This is a genomic window from Dongia sp. P2_B8, from assembly GCF_056404715.1.
The window spans coordinates 81,342-95,231 of record NZ_JBFUDM010000009.1 but is presented as its reverse complement, the minus strand read 5'-3'; the positions used below and the strand labels follow the sequence as shown (position 1 = coordinate 95,231).

Genomic DNA, 13,890 nt, shown 5'->3' with positions numbered 1-13,890 from the left:
CTAATTATGCCAGGAGATATCTCCGATCAGATTGAGATTTTTTGCAATCTTTGAAAGCACCAATGGTGATGGCGGATTGCAACCGGAGCGTCCAATCGTTCTTCCAAGACTGCCATCAGTACCGGATTGCGTCTGCCACCGCCGAGGTGAGCCAGTTGAGGACTCGGGCTCAATACTACGCTCGAAAATGTTCTTCGTGTTGTTCGATGCCGGCCGGTACATCGGCCCAACCTCTTGTTGAGCGGAGGAAGATGTGGCGGAAGGGGGTGGTCTTGGGGTCCAGCCAGGCGGGGTTGTCGAAGGTGCCGGCGGCGATTGAGCGGACGTCGGGGACGGCTTCCAGGGTGAGGCCGAGATTGGTGCCACACATGGCGCAGAAATGTTGGTCGAGCCAGCGGCCGGATTGGTCGGAGATGTGCCGGTAGGAGCGGAGCGTGTCGCCGGTGATTTTCACGCGCTCGGTTTTGAAGACGGCTTCGACACCGAAGGCGGAGCCGGTGCGGCGCTGGCACCAGGTGCAATGGCAGATCGTGACGCGCTCAGGATCGCCGGTGGCGACGTAGCGCACCGCGCCGCAGACGCAACCGCCTTGATGCTGATCGGTCATTCTCGGTGCTCCTCATCTTGGGAGATGGTCTTATTCTTCCCGCTTCATTGAGTCTGATGCAACAGCCCCCTCACCCTGACCCTCTCCCGCGAGGGGAGAGGGTATGAGTGCTCGATAGCAGTACCGTGCGTGAGGCCAGCATAGCAGGACCGAGTCTTCACTTGCGCCCCCACCCCGCCGACGCAGGTCGGCATTCACCGGCAGACCCTCCCCCTAAAGGGAGAGGGAGGCGTGCGCTACGCCCGGTGCAGCTTGCCACCCGTCATCGGCACTGGCACACCCGTCGTCGTCGGATAGCTCAGCGGTAGGCCGGCGAGGCTGCGGAGGGCGAGGTAGGCGAAGGCTTGGGCTTCGAGGGCGTCGCCGTCCCAGCTCAGGGCGTCGACGGATTGCACGGGGGCGTCGAGGCGTTCTTCGAGTGCTGCCATCAGCACGGGGTTGTGGCGGCCGCCGCCGCAGATGAGCCAATTGTGGACTTGGGAGGGGAAGAGATAGGTCGCGCGCGAGATCGAGGCGGCGGTGAAGGCGGTGAGCGTTGCCGCGCCGTCGACGGCGCTCAAATGATCGACCACCGTGGAATGGAAGGCGTTGCGGTCGAGCGACTTTGGCGCGGGGAGATCGAAGAAGGGGTGGCTCAAGAGTTCGGCCAGGACATCGTCGTCGATGCGGCCCTTCTTGGCCAAGGCGCCGCCGAGATCGACGGGTTCGCCTTTGTGGCGCAACGCCCAATCGTCGAGAAGAGCATTGCCGGGGCCGGTGTCGAAGGCCAGCAATGATTCATCGGCGCCGATCCAGGTCACGTTGGCGACACCGCCGATGTTGAGGACGGCGAGCGGCCGGCCGAGCGAGGCCGGGAGGGCCGCCGCCATCGCCTGGTGGAAGATCGGCACCAACGGAGCCCCCTGCCCACCCGCCGCCACATCATTCGTGCGGAAGTCATTGACCACGTCGATGCCGATCAGCTGGGCGAGGAGCGCCCCGTCGCCGATCTGCCAGGTGCGTCGCTCGTGCGGCGCGTGGAGGATGGTCTGGCCGTGGAAGCCCACCACCGCGATCTCGGCCGGCTTCATGCCAGCTTGCCCCAGGAGATGGAGGACAGCGCGGGCGTGGCGTTCAGTGAGCTCGCGCTCGACCGCAGCGATCTCCGCCACCGGCCCCTTGCCGCCATAGAGGGCCTTCAGACGCGTGCGGAAAGCGGCGTCATAGGGTTCCGAGACGGCTGGGCCGAACGCCTCGATAGCTTGCGCATCGGCCTTTATGAGGGCAGCGTCCACCCCGTCGCCGGAGGTCCCGCTCATCAGCCCGATCGCCCATTTTGCCGCCATCTACCCTGTCCCTGACCATTTTCTGATCCGTCATCCTCGGGCTTGACCCGAGGATCAGGCCCAGCCGCCGAGCTGTTGCAAGCAGATCCTCGGGTCAAGCCCGAGGATGACGGTATGGAATTTTAGCGGGTTTCCCGCCGATTCCGGCCGATTCCCGCCCCGCTTGGCCCCTCTCGGGCGAATGTGTTACATGACCGGCCTCTCACCACGCAACGCCCAATGAGTTAGACCCATGTTCCAGCCGCAATCCCCCTTCCTGCGCGATTTCACCCAGCGGGGCTATCTGCACCAGTGCACCGCCATGGAGGAACTTGACACCCTCGCCCGGCCGGGCGCCAAGGGTGGGCCGCTCATTGCCTATATCGGCTTCGATGCCACGGCTGACTCGTTGCACGTGGGGTCCTTGGTGCAGATCATGATGCTGCGCCTGCTGCAGCGGTCAGGCGGCAAGCCGGTCGTGCTGATGGGCGGCGGGACCACCAAGGTGGGCGATCCCACGGGCCGCGATGATATGCGCAAGGTGTTGTCGGATGCCGATATCGCCCGGAACATCGCCGGCATCAAGCAGATCTTCGCGAAGTTCCTGACCTTCGGCGATGGGCCGACCGATGCCATCATGGTCAACAATGCCGATTGGCTGGACAAGCTCAATTACCTTGAATTCCTGCGCGACTATGGGCGGCATTTCTCGGTCAACCGCATGCTGGCGTTTGACTCGGTCAAGATCCGCCTGGAGCGTGAGCAGCCGCTCACCTTCCTCGAATTCAACTATATGATCCTGCAGGCCTATGACTTCCTGGAACTGTCGCGGCGCTATAAATGCGCGCTGCAATTGGGCGGGTCGGACCAGTGGGGCAACATCGTCAACGGCGTGGAGCTGGGTAGGCGCTGCGATGATGCGGCACTCTATGGCCTCACCTCGCCGCTCATCACGCTGGCATCCGGCGCCAAGATGGGGAAGTCGGCGGCCGGTGCCGTATGGCTCAATGAAGAGCGTTTGAGCGCCTATGATTACTGGCAGTTCTGGCGCAACACGGAGGATGCCGATGTCGGGCGCTTCCTGCGCCTCTTCACCGAATTGCCGCTGGATGAAATCGCGCGGCTGGAAAAGCTCGAGGGCGCTGCGATCAACGACGCCAAGATCATCCTCGCCAATGAAGCGACCAAGCTGTGCCGGGGCGAGGCAGCAGCACTCGACGCGCAGGAGACGGCACGCAAAGTGTTCGTCGAGGGCGGGCTCGGCGGCGATCTGCCGACACTCGATGTGGCGCGGGCAGCACTTGATGCGGGCATTGCCATCATCGACCTTCTTGTCCAGGCCTCCTTTGCCAGCTCAAAGAGCGAGGCGCGGCGCCTGATCAAGGGCAACGGCGCCAAGCTCAATGACCAGCCTATTACCGATGAGAACGGCAAGATAACCAGTGCTGATATCAACGCCGAAGGTGTCGTCAAACTGTCCGCCGGCAAGAAAAAGCATGTGGTGATCCGCGTTTCCTAAGCGGGGCCGATTGGTTCAACATTGCAATGCACAAAGGCGGCGCCTACTCTTCCCTTATTCGGTTCAGGTGCTGCTAGCATGTGGGGGCATGGGTGGGCGGAATAGCGCAGGACGGCACGTCGTTTCGCCGCCGGATCGCGCACCCGCTGCTGGTCACCTTGTATGATTACTGGCTGGCGGGGCGCGGCGAGCAGATCGCCATGCCGCGGGCAGCTCTTGACCCGATCGAGATTCCGCGCCTCCTCCCCAATCTCATTCTCTCGGATGTCGGCGATGCGGGCCGCTTTATCCGCTACCGGCTGGTCGGCACCGATATCGTGACCGCGCATGGTTCCGACTATACCGGCAAGACGATCGAGGAACTGACCACCGGCTCGACGGTGGCGTTCACGCAGAACCTCTACGGCATCGTCGTCACGCAGGCAGTGCCGGTCTATTCCGAAGGGAGTTTCCGCTGGGCCGGCAAGGAATATCGCTGGACGAAACGGCTGCACCTGCCACTGACCCGCGACGGCACAACAGTCGACATGGTGCTGGCAGGGCAAGTGTTCGAAGAACGCGCGCCGGGCGGCGTTGAAGTGTTTCAGCCGGCGACAGCGGCGGAAGTTGCGTTCGATCTGGCGGCGCACGTAAGAAGCTAGAAAACTCCCCTCACCCCAACCCCTCTCCCCTGAGGGGCGAGGGGCTTTATAGCGAACTCGATAGCAACTCCCTCGCCCCACGAAGTGGGGAGAGGGTTGGGGTGAGGGGTCTTTGCCAGCTACTTCCGCCAGGCCTTGAGGCGCTTGGCGGCCTCGGCCATGTCATCCGTGGCGCCGCTGAAGCAGAAGCGCATGAAATGATGGCCGCGCGTGGGATCGAAATCGATGCCGGGGGTGGCAGCCACACCCGTCTCGGCCAGCATGCGCTGGCAGAATCCGAGACTGTCATTGGTGAGATGCGCCACATTGGCATAGATGTAGAAGGCACCATCGGTGCTGACGAGGTCGTCGAAGCCCGCCTGCGGCAATTCGTTCAGCAGCAGGTCGCGGTTCTTGCCATAGCGCGCGACATTGCCCTGCAGTTCCTCATGCGCATCAAAGGCCGCACCGCCCGCGAGCTGCGAGAGCGCCGGCGCCGAGATGAAGAAGTTCTGTGAGAGGCGCTCGACCGGCTTGACGAGATCTTCGGGCAGCACCATCCACCCTAAGCGCCAGCCGGTCATGCTGAAATATTTGGAGAAGCTGTTGATGACGATGGCGTCGTGATGGGGTGCCGCCGTGGTCGCCGGCGCACCGAAGGTGATGCCGTGATAGATTTCGTCCGACACCAGCCGCACACCTTTGTTGCGGCACCAGTCGGCGATCGCCGCCAACGATGCGGCAGGCAGAACGGCGCCCACGGGGTTTGAGGGTGAGGCCACGATCAACCCGTCGAGCCGGCCCTCGATCCGTTCCAGGGCCGCGATGTCCGGCTGGTACTTGGTTTCCGGCCCGGTCGGGATGAGCACCGGCTCCAGCCCCAGCGCCGTGAGGATGTGGCGATAGCAGGGATAGCCCGGCATCGCGAGAGCCACTCGGTCGCCGGGATCGAAGGCGGCGAGAAAGGCCAGCAGGAATCCGCCGGACGAGCCCGTCGTCACCGCAATACGCGAGGCCGGCACATCGACATCGTAGAATTCGCGGTAATGCTGGGCGATGCGGCGGCGCAGATGCGGCAGACCCAGCGCATCGGTATAGCCGATGAGATCACGCTCCAGCGCTTTCTGTGCTGCTTCCCGTACCTTGGCCGGGGCCGCGGTCGAAGGCTGCCCCACTTCCATATGGATGACATCGCCACCGGAAGCAGCGCGTTCATTGGCCGCGCGCATCACCTCCATGACGATGAAGGGATCGATCGCCGCGCGGCGCGATGATTTGAGCGCCATGAGGTTTCAGTCTTCGCCGAGGATCGACGCCAGGCCGTTGCCACGATAATCGTTACGCAGCTGGCACGTGTCGGGATCCGACGGTGCCGCACTGCTGCAGAAGATCGCGTTCAGGCGCCCGAGCCTGACACCGCTCGATTCATCGTAGGTCTGGTCGGGGCTGCCGCCATCGTAACTGCGCGGCAGCTGCATCGCCTGGTCGAGCGGCAGTGCGCGGTGCATGACGCCGTCGAGCACCAGCGCCTCGGCCAGCGCTCCTGGGGCACCCCCGGACGCACCGCTCAGAAAATAGACTTCGCCGTTGAACTTGCTGGCGACCATCACGGGCGACAAGGTGGAGAAGCCCACACCTTGATCGTTCGGCGCGGGGGCGAGGACGATGCCGGTCCCCGGCGCCACGCGCGCGGCACCAAAGGGCGCGTTCATCGTGAAGGTACAGGCTACAGCGACACCGTCTGAATCAATCGCCACGATGCTGGCGGCGCTGACATTCTCCTGCGGCAGCGCGATGCTGCTTTGGGCTGCCAGTTCCTTCACCTTGCCGGCCGAGATGAGATCGGCCGCCGGGACCTTGCTGCTGCCGTCAGGCTGCATCCAGCCAGCGCGCGCCGCCATGATCTCGCGCGAGATCGCGGCCTGGGACGCGGGTGAATTGTCCGTGCCGGCCAGCATCGCAACGGCCTGTGCCGTCATGACACCGCCCGAGGCAGGCGGTGGTGCCACATAGAGGCTGAGATCGGTGAACGGCGTTTCCAGCGGCGGATAGATCGCCACCTTGTACTTGCGCAGATCATCGATGGTGAGCGGCGCGCCGATGGCCTGAGCGCCCTCGACGAGCTTCTGACCGAGAAAGCCGCTGTAAAAGGCGTTGACGCCCTGGACGCGGATCTGGCCGAGCGAGGCCGCAAGATCGACGGGGCGCATATTGTCGCCCTCGCCCAGCGGCGTGCCGTCGAGCTTTGCAAAGGTCGCCTGCAGAGTGGGATCCTCGGTCAGCAGATGGCCATATTGCTGCAGATCGTGGGCGAGCGCCTTGCTGATCGGCACACCGGTCGTGGCCAGGCTTTCGGCGGGCCCGATCAGGGCCGCCAGCTGCAGCTTGCCATAGCGGGCATTGAGGGCCGCCATGCCGCGGACATTCCCCGGCACCGCAACGGCACCAGCCGCCGCCGCGCGCGGCAGGAAATCGATGATGTCGGTGGTCTTTTCCTCGGCATTGTGGGCGATGCAGATGCCGCCACCGCCCAAGCCCGCCGATGCCGGCATGGTTACCGACATGGCAAAATAGGCCGCCACGACACCGTCGGCGGCATTGCCGCCGCTGGCGATCACAGTGCGGCCAATCAGCGCCGCCCGCGGCTCATCCGCCACCACCCCGGCCTTGAACCGGTCGATCTGGGTCGCATCCGAGGCAACCGAACGGGTATTTCCACAGCTGCCCAGCAGAATCGGCAGCAAGCTCGCTGACATGGCGAGGGCAAAGCCGCCCAACCGGCGCTGGCGGTGCCCCACCGACTTTCCTTGGCCGGCCCCGGCATGGCCGTTATGATAGGCTTCAGACATGATTAACTCCGCCCTGCTGGTCGTGGTTGGGAACCCTGACCAGGCCCCCGCGTTTTGGGGCGAGCATAGAGAAGGAAACCCGGATTGATCAACCGAACCGATCTGCGCCGCATCCTGGCGCCGTTTTTGGTCGTTTTGCTGGTCATGGGGCTGGCCGGACAACCACAAATGGCCTTTGCTCAGGCACGCCGCTTGAGCCTGATCCGGGATGCCGAGGTCGAATCGACCATCCGCACCTATGCCGATCCTCTGTTCCGGGCGGCAGGGCTCGATCCCAATGGCATCCGCGTGCTGCTGGTGGATGACGATTCGATCAACGCCTTCGTCGCCGGCGGCATGCGCCTGTTCATCAATACCGGCCTGCTGATACGGGCCGACACGGCCAATCAAGTGAAGGGCGTCATCGCCCACGAAACCGGCCATATCGCCGGGGCGCATCTGTCGCGCATCCAGGAGGAACTGAAGAACGCCACCATCGAGCAGATCATCGGCATGGTGCTCGGTGCCGGCGCTGCGGTCGCCAGCGGCAATGGCGGGGCGGCGGTCGCAGGCGCCACCCTCGGCAACGAAATCGCCAAGCGCAACCTGCTGAAATATTCGCGGACGCAGGAAGCCGCCGCCGACCAGGCCGGCATGGGGTTCCTGGACGCCACGCAGCAATCCTCGCGCGGCATGCTGCAATTCTTCAAGAAGCTGGAGGGCCAGGAATTCCTGCTGGGCCAGAACCAGGATCCCTATCTGCTGACCCACCCGCTGACCACGGACCGTATCGATTCCGTGGAGGACCATGTCAACAATTCGCCCTATAGCGATGCCAAGGATTCGCCGGAAATCACCGCCATGCATCAGCGCATGGTGGCGAAGCTCAAGGGCTATATCTGGCCGCTGTCCCGCGTCGAACAGGAATTTCCGGCGAGCGACAAATCGATCCCGGCGCGCTATGCCAACGCGATCGCGCTCTACCGCGTCAGCCGCGCCAAGGAAGCCGTGCAGCTGATGGACAGCCTGCTTGCCGACGTGCCGAATGACCCGTTCTTCCTGGAGCAGAAGGGACAAATCCTGTTTGAGAACGGCCAGCTGGCCGAGGCCTTGCCGCTCTATACGGCAGCGCTGCAAGAGCGGCCGAACGAACCGCTCATCGGCCTGGAGCTCGCGCAGATCGAGATCGAGCTGGAGCAGCCTGACCTCACCAAGAGTGCCATCAAGCATCTTGAAGACGTGACCGTGATCGAACCCCGGAATGCGCGCGCCTGGTATTTCCTGTCGGTCGCCTATGGCCGCGACGGCGATCTGCCCATGTCGGCCCTGGCGCAGGCGGAACAGGCTATGGCACAAGGCAATTCGCAAGAAGCCTGGGCCCAGGCCAAGCGTGCGCTGGAAGGCATGAAGGCCGGATCACCCGGCTGGCTGAAGGCGAACGACATCATCACCGAAGCCCAGCAGATCAAAGACAATCAATAGCGATATCGCGCCTGGTACCACATCAGACGTACACGGCATCAGACACACAAGGCCATCTCACATGCGTTCATCTCGTTTCCAACATTTCCCAGGCATGATCGCTTTGGCACTAAGCGCCGTGGCGCTGGCGTTCAGCCTGCATGGCGCCCCGCAGCCCGACAAGAATACCGCAACCGCATCGGCGGCCAGCACGGCAACCTTCAGCGAAGATCAGAGCAAGGACATCGCACGCATCGCCCATGATTATCTGCTGGAACATCCGGAGGTCATTCGCGAAGCCATCCAGGCGCTGCAGGCCAAGGAAGAAAATGCCAAGGCCGATCTGCAGGTGCAGGCATTGAAGGACAAGAAGGACCAGGTGTTCGGCGACCCGGCCTCGCCCTTTGCCGGCAATCCGGTGGGTGACGTCACCATCGTCGAGTTCTTCGATTACAAATGTCCGTATTGCAAACAGGTCTCGCCGGCACTGGAAGGCTTGCTGCAGTCGGATAAGGGATTGAAGCTGGTGTTCAAGGAGTTCCCGATCCTGGGCGATCCATCGGTGCTGGCATCGCGCGCGGCACTCGCTGCGGCGAAGCAGGAGAAGTATCTTCCCTTCCATCAGGCGATGATGGCCTATCGCGGCGAGCTCGACCTCAATTCGATTGCCTCCGTGGCGGCCGGCGTCGGCCTCGATGCTGAGAAGCTGGTGGCGGACATGAAGTCGGAAGAGGTCGAGAAGCAGCTCACTGCCAACCACGACCTCGCTTTGGCGCTGTCGATCCGGTCGACACCCACCTTCATCATCGGCGACAAGGTCATTCCAGGCGCCTTGTCGATCGAAAGGCTGCAGGACCTCATCACCGATTTCCGCAAGGGCAGCTGATCTATCTCGCTTCCCCATCGTCATCCTCGGGCTTGCATGGTTCGTCATCCTCGGGCTTGACCCGAGGATCAGCCTGCAACAGCTCGGCGGCGGAACTTGATCCTCGGGTCAAGCCCGAGGATGACGAACAAAAATAAGCCATATCCAATGGCGTCGAATCGGCCAAGCCTCTCGCCCGATTGGATTTTTGTTGTATTCCGGCATCAGAATCGACATGTTCCGGGTAACGGCGCGTCCGGACGGGAGGGTGCGGTTGCCCTCCCTGCCCGGCACGGCTATAACGGCCTGAATTCGCGCTTTTGCGCCCGATGTCACAGAAGCGCATCTCCGGGGAATCTCGATCTTGGCCAAGCAACCGACCATTTTGGTGCTGAACGGACCGAATTTGAACATGCTGGGAAAACGCCAGCCTGAGGTCTATGGGCACGAGTCATTGGACGACATCGAAGCTGCCTGCGCAGCGAAGGCGAAGTCGCTGGGCCTCGGGCTCGATTTCAAGCAGTCGAACATCGAGGGCGAGATGGTGACCTGGCTGCAGCAGGCGCGTGGGCGCCATGCCGGCATCATCATCAACCCGGCCGCCTATGGCCACACCTCGATCGCTCTTCTGGACGCCCTGCTGGTGACCGAATTGCCGGTCATCGAGGTGCATCTTTCCAACATCTTCCGGCGAGAGCCGTTCCGCCATCATACCTATGTCTCGCAGGCCGCCACGGGCGTCATCTGCGGGCTGGGCGCCAAGGGCTATTCCCTGGCGCTGGAGGCGATGGCCAATCTGATCAATCCGAAGAAGGCACGCGCATGAGTAAGTTCGATATCGACGAGGCCCTGATCCGCAAACTGGGTCTGTTGCTGAAGGAAACCGGCCTCACGGAGCTGGAGTTGGAAAAAGACGGCCAACGCATCCGCGTCATGTCGCAGGCAGCGCCGGCGACGGTGGTGCATGCCTCGCCGGTCATGAATACGGCACCGGCCGCCCCTGCAGCCCCGGCCAAGACGGAAGTCTCGAAGAACGCGGTCACCTCGCCCATGGTCGGCACGGCCTATCTGTCGTCGGAACCCGGCGGCACGCCCTTCGTCAAGGTCGGCGACCGCGTGACCAAGGGCCAGACGGTCCTGATCATCGAGGCGATGAAGGTCATGAACCCGATCTCGGCCCCTGCCAACGGCGTGGTCAAGGAAGTCTTCATTCACGACGCGCAGCCGGTCGAATTCGGCGAGCCGCTCATCGTCATCGAGTAACCAAGGATCAGCCGCGACGATGTTTGAAAAAGTCCTCATCGCCAATCGCGGTGAAATTGCCCTGCGTATCCATCGCGCCTGCCGCGAAATGGGTATCCGCACCGTGGCCGTGCATTCGACTGTCGATGCCGACGCCATGCATGTGCGCCTCGCTGACGAGACGGTGTGCATCGGTCCGGCACCATCGCGCGATTCCTATCTCAACATGGCGGCGATCATTTCCGCCGCCACCATCACCGGCGCCGACGCCATCCACCCCGGTATCGGCTTCCTCTCCGAGAATGCGAAGTTCGCCTCCATGGTGGAGGAGCACGGCTTCACCTTCATCGGCCCGTCGCCCGAGCATCTGTCGCAGATGGGCGACAAGGTCGAAGCCAAGGCAACGGCGAGGCGTTTCGGCATTCCCTGCGTGCCGGGTTCCGATGGCGCCATCTCTGATGCCGATGCACCGCGCATTGCCGAGGAGACCGGCTATCCGGTCCTCCTGAAGGCTGCAGCCGGCGGTGGCGGCAAGGGCATGAAGGTCGCCAACAATCCCGGCGAGCTGATGGAATCGCTCGCCATGGCGAAAGCCGAGGCGAAGGCCGCCTTCGGCAATGACCAGATGTACATGGAAAAGTATCTGGGTCATCCCCGCCATATCGAGATCCAGATCCTCGCCGACAATCACGGCAATGCGGTGCATTTGGGCGAGCGCGATTGTTCGCTGCAGCGCCGGCACCAGAAGGTGCTGGAAGAGGCCCCCTCGCCCGCCCTCAATGCCGACCAGCGCGCCGAGATCGGCGAGATCGCCGTCAAAGCCGTGAAGGCGATGGGCTATCGTTCGGTCGGTACGATCGAATTCCTGTTCCAGGACGGGAAGTTCTATTTCATCGAAATGAATACCCGCCTGCAGATCGAGCATCCGATTTCGGAAATGATCACCGGCATCGATCTTGTGCGCGAGCAGATCCGCGTCGCATCCGGCGCACCGCTCGGCTTCAGCCAGTCGGACATCACCTTCACCGGCCATGCCTTCGAGTGCCGCATCAATGCCGAAGATCCGGTGACCTTCATGCCCTCGCCGGGCCTGATCACGGATTTCCACGCGGCCGGCGGCCTGGGTGTCCGGGTCGATTCGGCGCTTTATGCCGGCTACAAGGTGCCGTCCAATTATGACAGCCTGATTGCCAAGCTGGTGGTGCATGGCAAGACCCGGAACGAGGCCCTGATGCGAGCGCGCCGCGCGCTGGAGGAAATGGTCATTCTGGGGGTCAAAACCAACATCCCCCTGCACCAGCGGCTGGTCACGGCGCCGGACTTCATCAACGGCGATTACGACATCCGCTGGCTGGAGAAGTTCGTCGGCATTTGACGCTGGCTCAAACGTCCGGCACTCTGACAAAGAGAGCGTGGCCTAGCACCCCCTCACCCCGACCCTCTCCCCGCAAGCGGGGCGAGGGAGTTTCGAGCGAACGTGCGATAGGCCCCTCGCCCCTCTGGGGAGAGGGGTTGGGGTGAGGGGTAGGTCCGAACGCACCGCAGTCTCGCTCTAAGGGTGTCGTCGATGTCCAACAGGGTCAAACCGCCGAAGATCACGCCCGAGATGCTGCTGCGCGCTTATGCGATCGGCATCTTCCCAATGGCGGAGGCGCGCAACGACCCCGAGCTTTACTGGATCGATCCGGAACAGCGCGGCATCCTGCCCTTGGATAGCATCCACATCCCCCGCACCTTGAAGAAAACCGTGCGCCAGGGCCTCGCCGGCGAAGAAGGTGCTTTCCGCGTTACCTGCGACAAGGCCTTCGACGCGGTCGTCAATGGCTGCGCAGCGCCAGCACCCGGCCGTGGCCAAACCTGGATCAACGACACCATCTTCGAGCTGTGCCGCGACCTCTTCGTCATGGGCCATGCGCACAGTGTCGAAGTGTGGTCAGGCGAGCGGCTCGTGGGCGGCCTCTACGGCATCTGCTTAGGCGGCGCCTTCTTCGGCGAAAGCATGTTCAGCCGGGAGACTGACGCCAGCAAGGTGGCCCTCGTGCATCTCGTGGCAAGGCTTCGCCATGGCGGCTATGAATTGCTGGATACGCAGTTCGTCACCAAGCATCTCAGCCGCTTCGGCACGATCGAGATTCCGCGCGACGATTACCGCCTGCGCCTCAACCACGCCCTGGCAAAGCCGGCAACCTTCTATTGCGAGGTGCCGGATTCCGTGTTGCTGGAATTGGTCGGCGCAGGGGTACCCTCGGAAGCAGGCGCCGTTTCCGCAGGCTGAGCGGCTTCGGGCGGCTGATCGCTGGTGCAATCCAGGACCCAGAGATCATAGACCGGGTGCTCCAGCGCCGAGAGCGCCGGGCTCGAGGCGAACATCCAGCCATCGAAGCGCGGCTGCGGCGCCTCACCCGGCTTTTCCTCAACCACATCGAGGAAAGCAGAGGCTTCCGGCGTCTCTTCCGGCGGATGCTTGTCGCAGGCCTTGGCCGTGATCTTGAGCGAGCCGAAGCTCACGGTCCCACCGACCGGTACGGTGATGGTGGAGACGCGCGCCGTGATCTTGTCCATGGCGCGCAGCACGACATTGTCGCCGGGAATGGCCGTCGCCGTATTAATGCCGAGGGCGCCCGCGAGGATGAAACCGATCCCCGCTGCTGCCGCACCGGTCGCATTCAACTTCATGATTTCTTTCCGTAGGGATTCTCGAGTTTCGCGACCAGGTCGTTGAATACCGCGCGGATCTGGGCTTCGTCGCAGCCCATCAGCACGGCATCCTCCAGCGCATCCTGCGCCAACTGCCTGATCTCGATCAGATTCTGGTTGAGGACTTTGACTTTTTCGAGGCACGACACGGGCTGCCCGTCGGGCTGCTTCCAGACCGGGGTGTTGAAACCGGGGTTGGCTTTGTCTGCACTCATGGCGATAGGCCTGCCTTGCGGCAACTGCCGCTATTCCTGCTTGGGTGGCGATCCGCCCACCACGAATTTGTTGATCAGCTCGACGAGATCAAGGGCGCCCTGGGCATAAGCCACCTGGTCGCCATCCTTCAGCAACTCGTCCTCGGCGCCCGGTTCCAGCTTGATATAGTAATTGCCGAGCAATCCGTCACTGGTGATGATCGCTGAACTGTCCTTGGGCAACTCCACATCGCTGCGGATATTGAGCGTCACCACGGCCTGGAACATCTTCGGGTCGAATTCCTGCGACGTCACCGCGCCGACCTTTACGCCGCTGATGCGCACATCCGTGCCCGGCAGCACCGAGCCGCCGCGATCGAAGCGCACGACCAGCTGATAGCCACCGCGATCTTCCTTGATCCCGCTGCCGCTATAGATGACGTAGAGGAAAACCGCCGCGGCGATCAGCACCACGGCACCCATGATGGTTTCAAGAACGTTGCGCTGCATGGATCGAACCTTGGCGGTGGACGGGCTGGGTGGGTGCGGGTCC

15 protein-coding genes are annotated in these 13,890 nt (G+C 62.9%); 8 read left to right on the top strand and 7 right to left on the bottom strand.

Annotated elements, in window-relative coordinates; translation table 11 throughout:
• Positions 1-175 precede the first annotated feature (175 nt).
• Both AC1DWZ_RS21575 and AC1DWZ_RS21570 read right to left on the bottom strand, forming a co-directional pair.
• Positions 176-607, bottom strand: a complete 432-nt coding sequence (locus tag AC1DWZ_RS21575) for a GFA family protein (protein WP_477171015.1) — start codon at positions 605-607, stop codon at positions 176-178.
• 236 nt (positions 608-843) lie between these two features.
• Positions 844-1,932 carry an anhydro-N-acetylmuramic acid kinase gene (locus AC1DWZ_RS21570; protein WP_477171014.1) on the bottom strand — a complete coding sequence of 363 codons (1,089 nt, stop codon included), beginning with the start codon at positions 1,930-1,932 and terminating at the stop codon, positions 844-846.
• Positions 1,933-2,164: 232 nt separating this feature from the next.
• Between AC1DWZ_RS21570 and tyrS the strand changes: the two genes are divergently transcribed.
• Together tyrS and AC1DWZ_RS21560 are read left to right on the top strand one after the other, a co-directional pair.
• On the top strand, positions 2,165-3,430 hold the full coding sequence (tyrS, locus tag AC1DWZ_RS21565) for a tyrosine--tRNA ligase (protein ID WP_477171013.1): 1,266 nt from the start codon (positions 2,165-2,167) through the stop codon (positions 3,428-3,430).
• Positions 3,431-3,522: 92 nt separating this feature from the next.
• Positions 3,523-4,071, top strand: coding sequence for a PAS domain-containing protein (locus tag AC1DWZ_RS21560; protein WP_477171012.1), 549 nt, complete (start codon positions 3,523-3,525; stop codon positions 4,069-4,071).
• A gap of 119 nt (positions 4,072-4,190) precedes the next feature.
• Here the strand turns inward: AC1DWZ_RS21560 and AC1DWZ_RS21555 are convergent, their stop codons facing one another.
• Together AC1DWZ_RS21555 and AC1DWZ_RS21550 are read right to left on the bottom strand one after the other, a co-directional pair.
• Complete coding sequence (locus AC1DWZ_RS21555) at positions 4,191-5,336, bottom strand: pyridoxal phosphate-dependent aminotransferase (RefSeq protein WP_477171011.1); 1,146 nt, start codon at positions 5,334-5,336, stop codon at positions 4,191-4,193.
• 6 nt (positions 5,337-5,342) lie between these two features.
• Positions 5,343-6,899 carry a gamma-glutamyltransferase gene (locus AC1DWZ_RS21550; RefSeq protein WP_477171010.1) on the bottom strand — a complete coding sequence of 519 codons (1,557 nt, stop codon included), beginning with the start codon at positions 6,897-6,899 and terminating at the stop codon, positions 5,343-5,345.
• Between the two features lie 84 nt (positions 6,900-6,983).
• Between AC1DWZ_RS21550 and AC1DWZ_RS21545 the strand changes: the two genes are divergently transcribed.
• The 6 genes from AC1DWZ_RS21545 to aat all read left to right on the top strand — a co-directional run bounded on the left by AC1DWZ_RS21545 (position 6,984) and on the right by aat (position 12,721).
• Positions 6,984-8,360: a M48 family metalloprotease gene (locus AC1DWZ_RS21545; RefSeq protein ID WP_477171009.1), complete on the top strand. Its 1,377-nt coding sequence runs from the start codon at positions 6,984-6,986 to the stop codon at positions 8,358-8,360.
• A gap of 61 nt (positions 8,361-8,421) precedes the next feature.
• Positions 8,422-9,225, top strand: coding sequence for a DsbA family protein (locus AC1DWZ_RS21540; protein ID WP_477171008.1), 804 nt, complete (start codon positions 8,422-8,424; stop codon positions 9,223-9,225).
• 343 nt (positions 9,226-9,568) lie between these two features.
• The gene (gene aroQ / locus AC1DWZ_RS21535; RefSeq protein WP_477171007.1) at positions 9,569-10,030 is read left to right on the top strand and encodes a type II 3-dehydroquinate dehydratase; all 462 of its coding nucleotides are present in this window, start codon (positions 9,569-9,571) and stop codon (positions 10,028-10,030) included.
• On the top strand, positions 10,027-10,467 hold the full coding sequence (gene accB / locus AC1DWZ_RS21530; RefSeq protein WP_477171006.1) for an acetyl-CoA carboxylase biotin carboxyl carrier protein: 441 nt from the start codon (positions 10,027-10,029) through the stop codon (positions 10,465-10,467). The genes aroQ and accB overlap by 4 nt, the downstream gene beginning before the upstream one ends.
• Before the next feature lie 19 nt (positions 10,468-10,486).
• Positions 10,487-11,821, top strand: coding sequence for an acetyl-CoA carboxylase biotin carboxylase subunit (gene accC, locus AC1DWZ_RS21525; protein ID WP_477171005.1), 1,335 nt, complete (start codon positions 10,487-10,489; stop codon positions 11,819-11,821).
• A 192-nt stretch (positions 11,822-12,013) separates the two neighbouring features.
• Positions 12,014-12,721, top strand: a complete 708-nt coding sequence (aat, locus tag AC1DWZ_RS21520; RefSeq protein WP_477171004.1) for a leucyl/phenylalanyl-tRNA--protein transferase — start codon at positions 12,014-12,016, stop codon at positions 12,719-12,721.
• On the opposite strand, the gene AC1DWZ_RS21515 is transcribed toward aat, so the two are convergent.
• The 3 genes from AC1DWZ_RS21515 to mlaD are packed head-to-tail and all read right to left on the bottom strand — an operon-like array spanning position 12,637 to position 13,847.
• On the bottom strand, positions 12,637-13,122 hold the full coding sequence (locus tag AC1DWZ_RS21515; RefSeq protein ID WP_477171003.1) for a DUF2155 domain-containing protein: 486 nt from the start codon (positions 13,120-13,122) through the stop codon (positions 12,637-12,639). The genes aat and AC1DWZ_RS21515 overlap by 85 nt on opposite strands.
• The gene (locus tag AC1DWZ_RS21510; protein WP_477171002.1) at positions 13,119-13,358 is read right to left on the bottom strand and encodes a hypothetical protein; all 240 of its coding nucleotides are present in this window, start codon (positions 13,356-13,358) and stop codon (positions 13,119-13,121) included. Before AC1DWZ_RS21510 ends, AC1DWZ_RS21515 begins: the two co-directional genes overlap by 4 nt.
• A 30-nt stretch (positions 13,359-13,388) precedes the next feature.
• Positions 13,389-13,847 carry an outer membrane lipid asymmetry maintenance protein MlaD gene (gene mlaD, locus AC1DWZ_RS21505; protein WP_477171001.1) on the bottom strand — a complete coding sequence of 153 codons (459 nt, stop codon included), beginning with the start codon at positions 13,845-13,847 and terminating at the stop codon, positions 13,389-13,391.
• Positions 13,848-13,890: the final 43 nt, after the last annotated feature.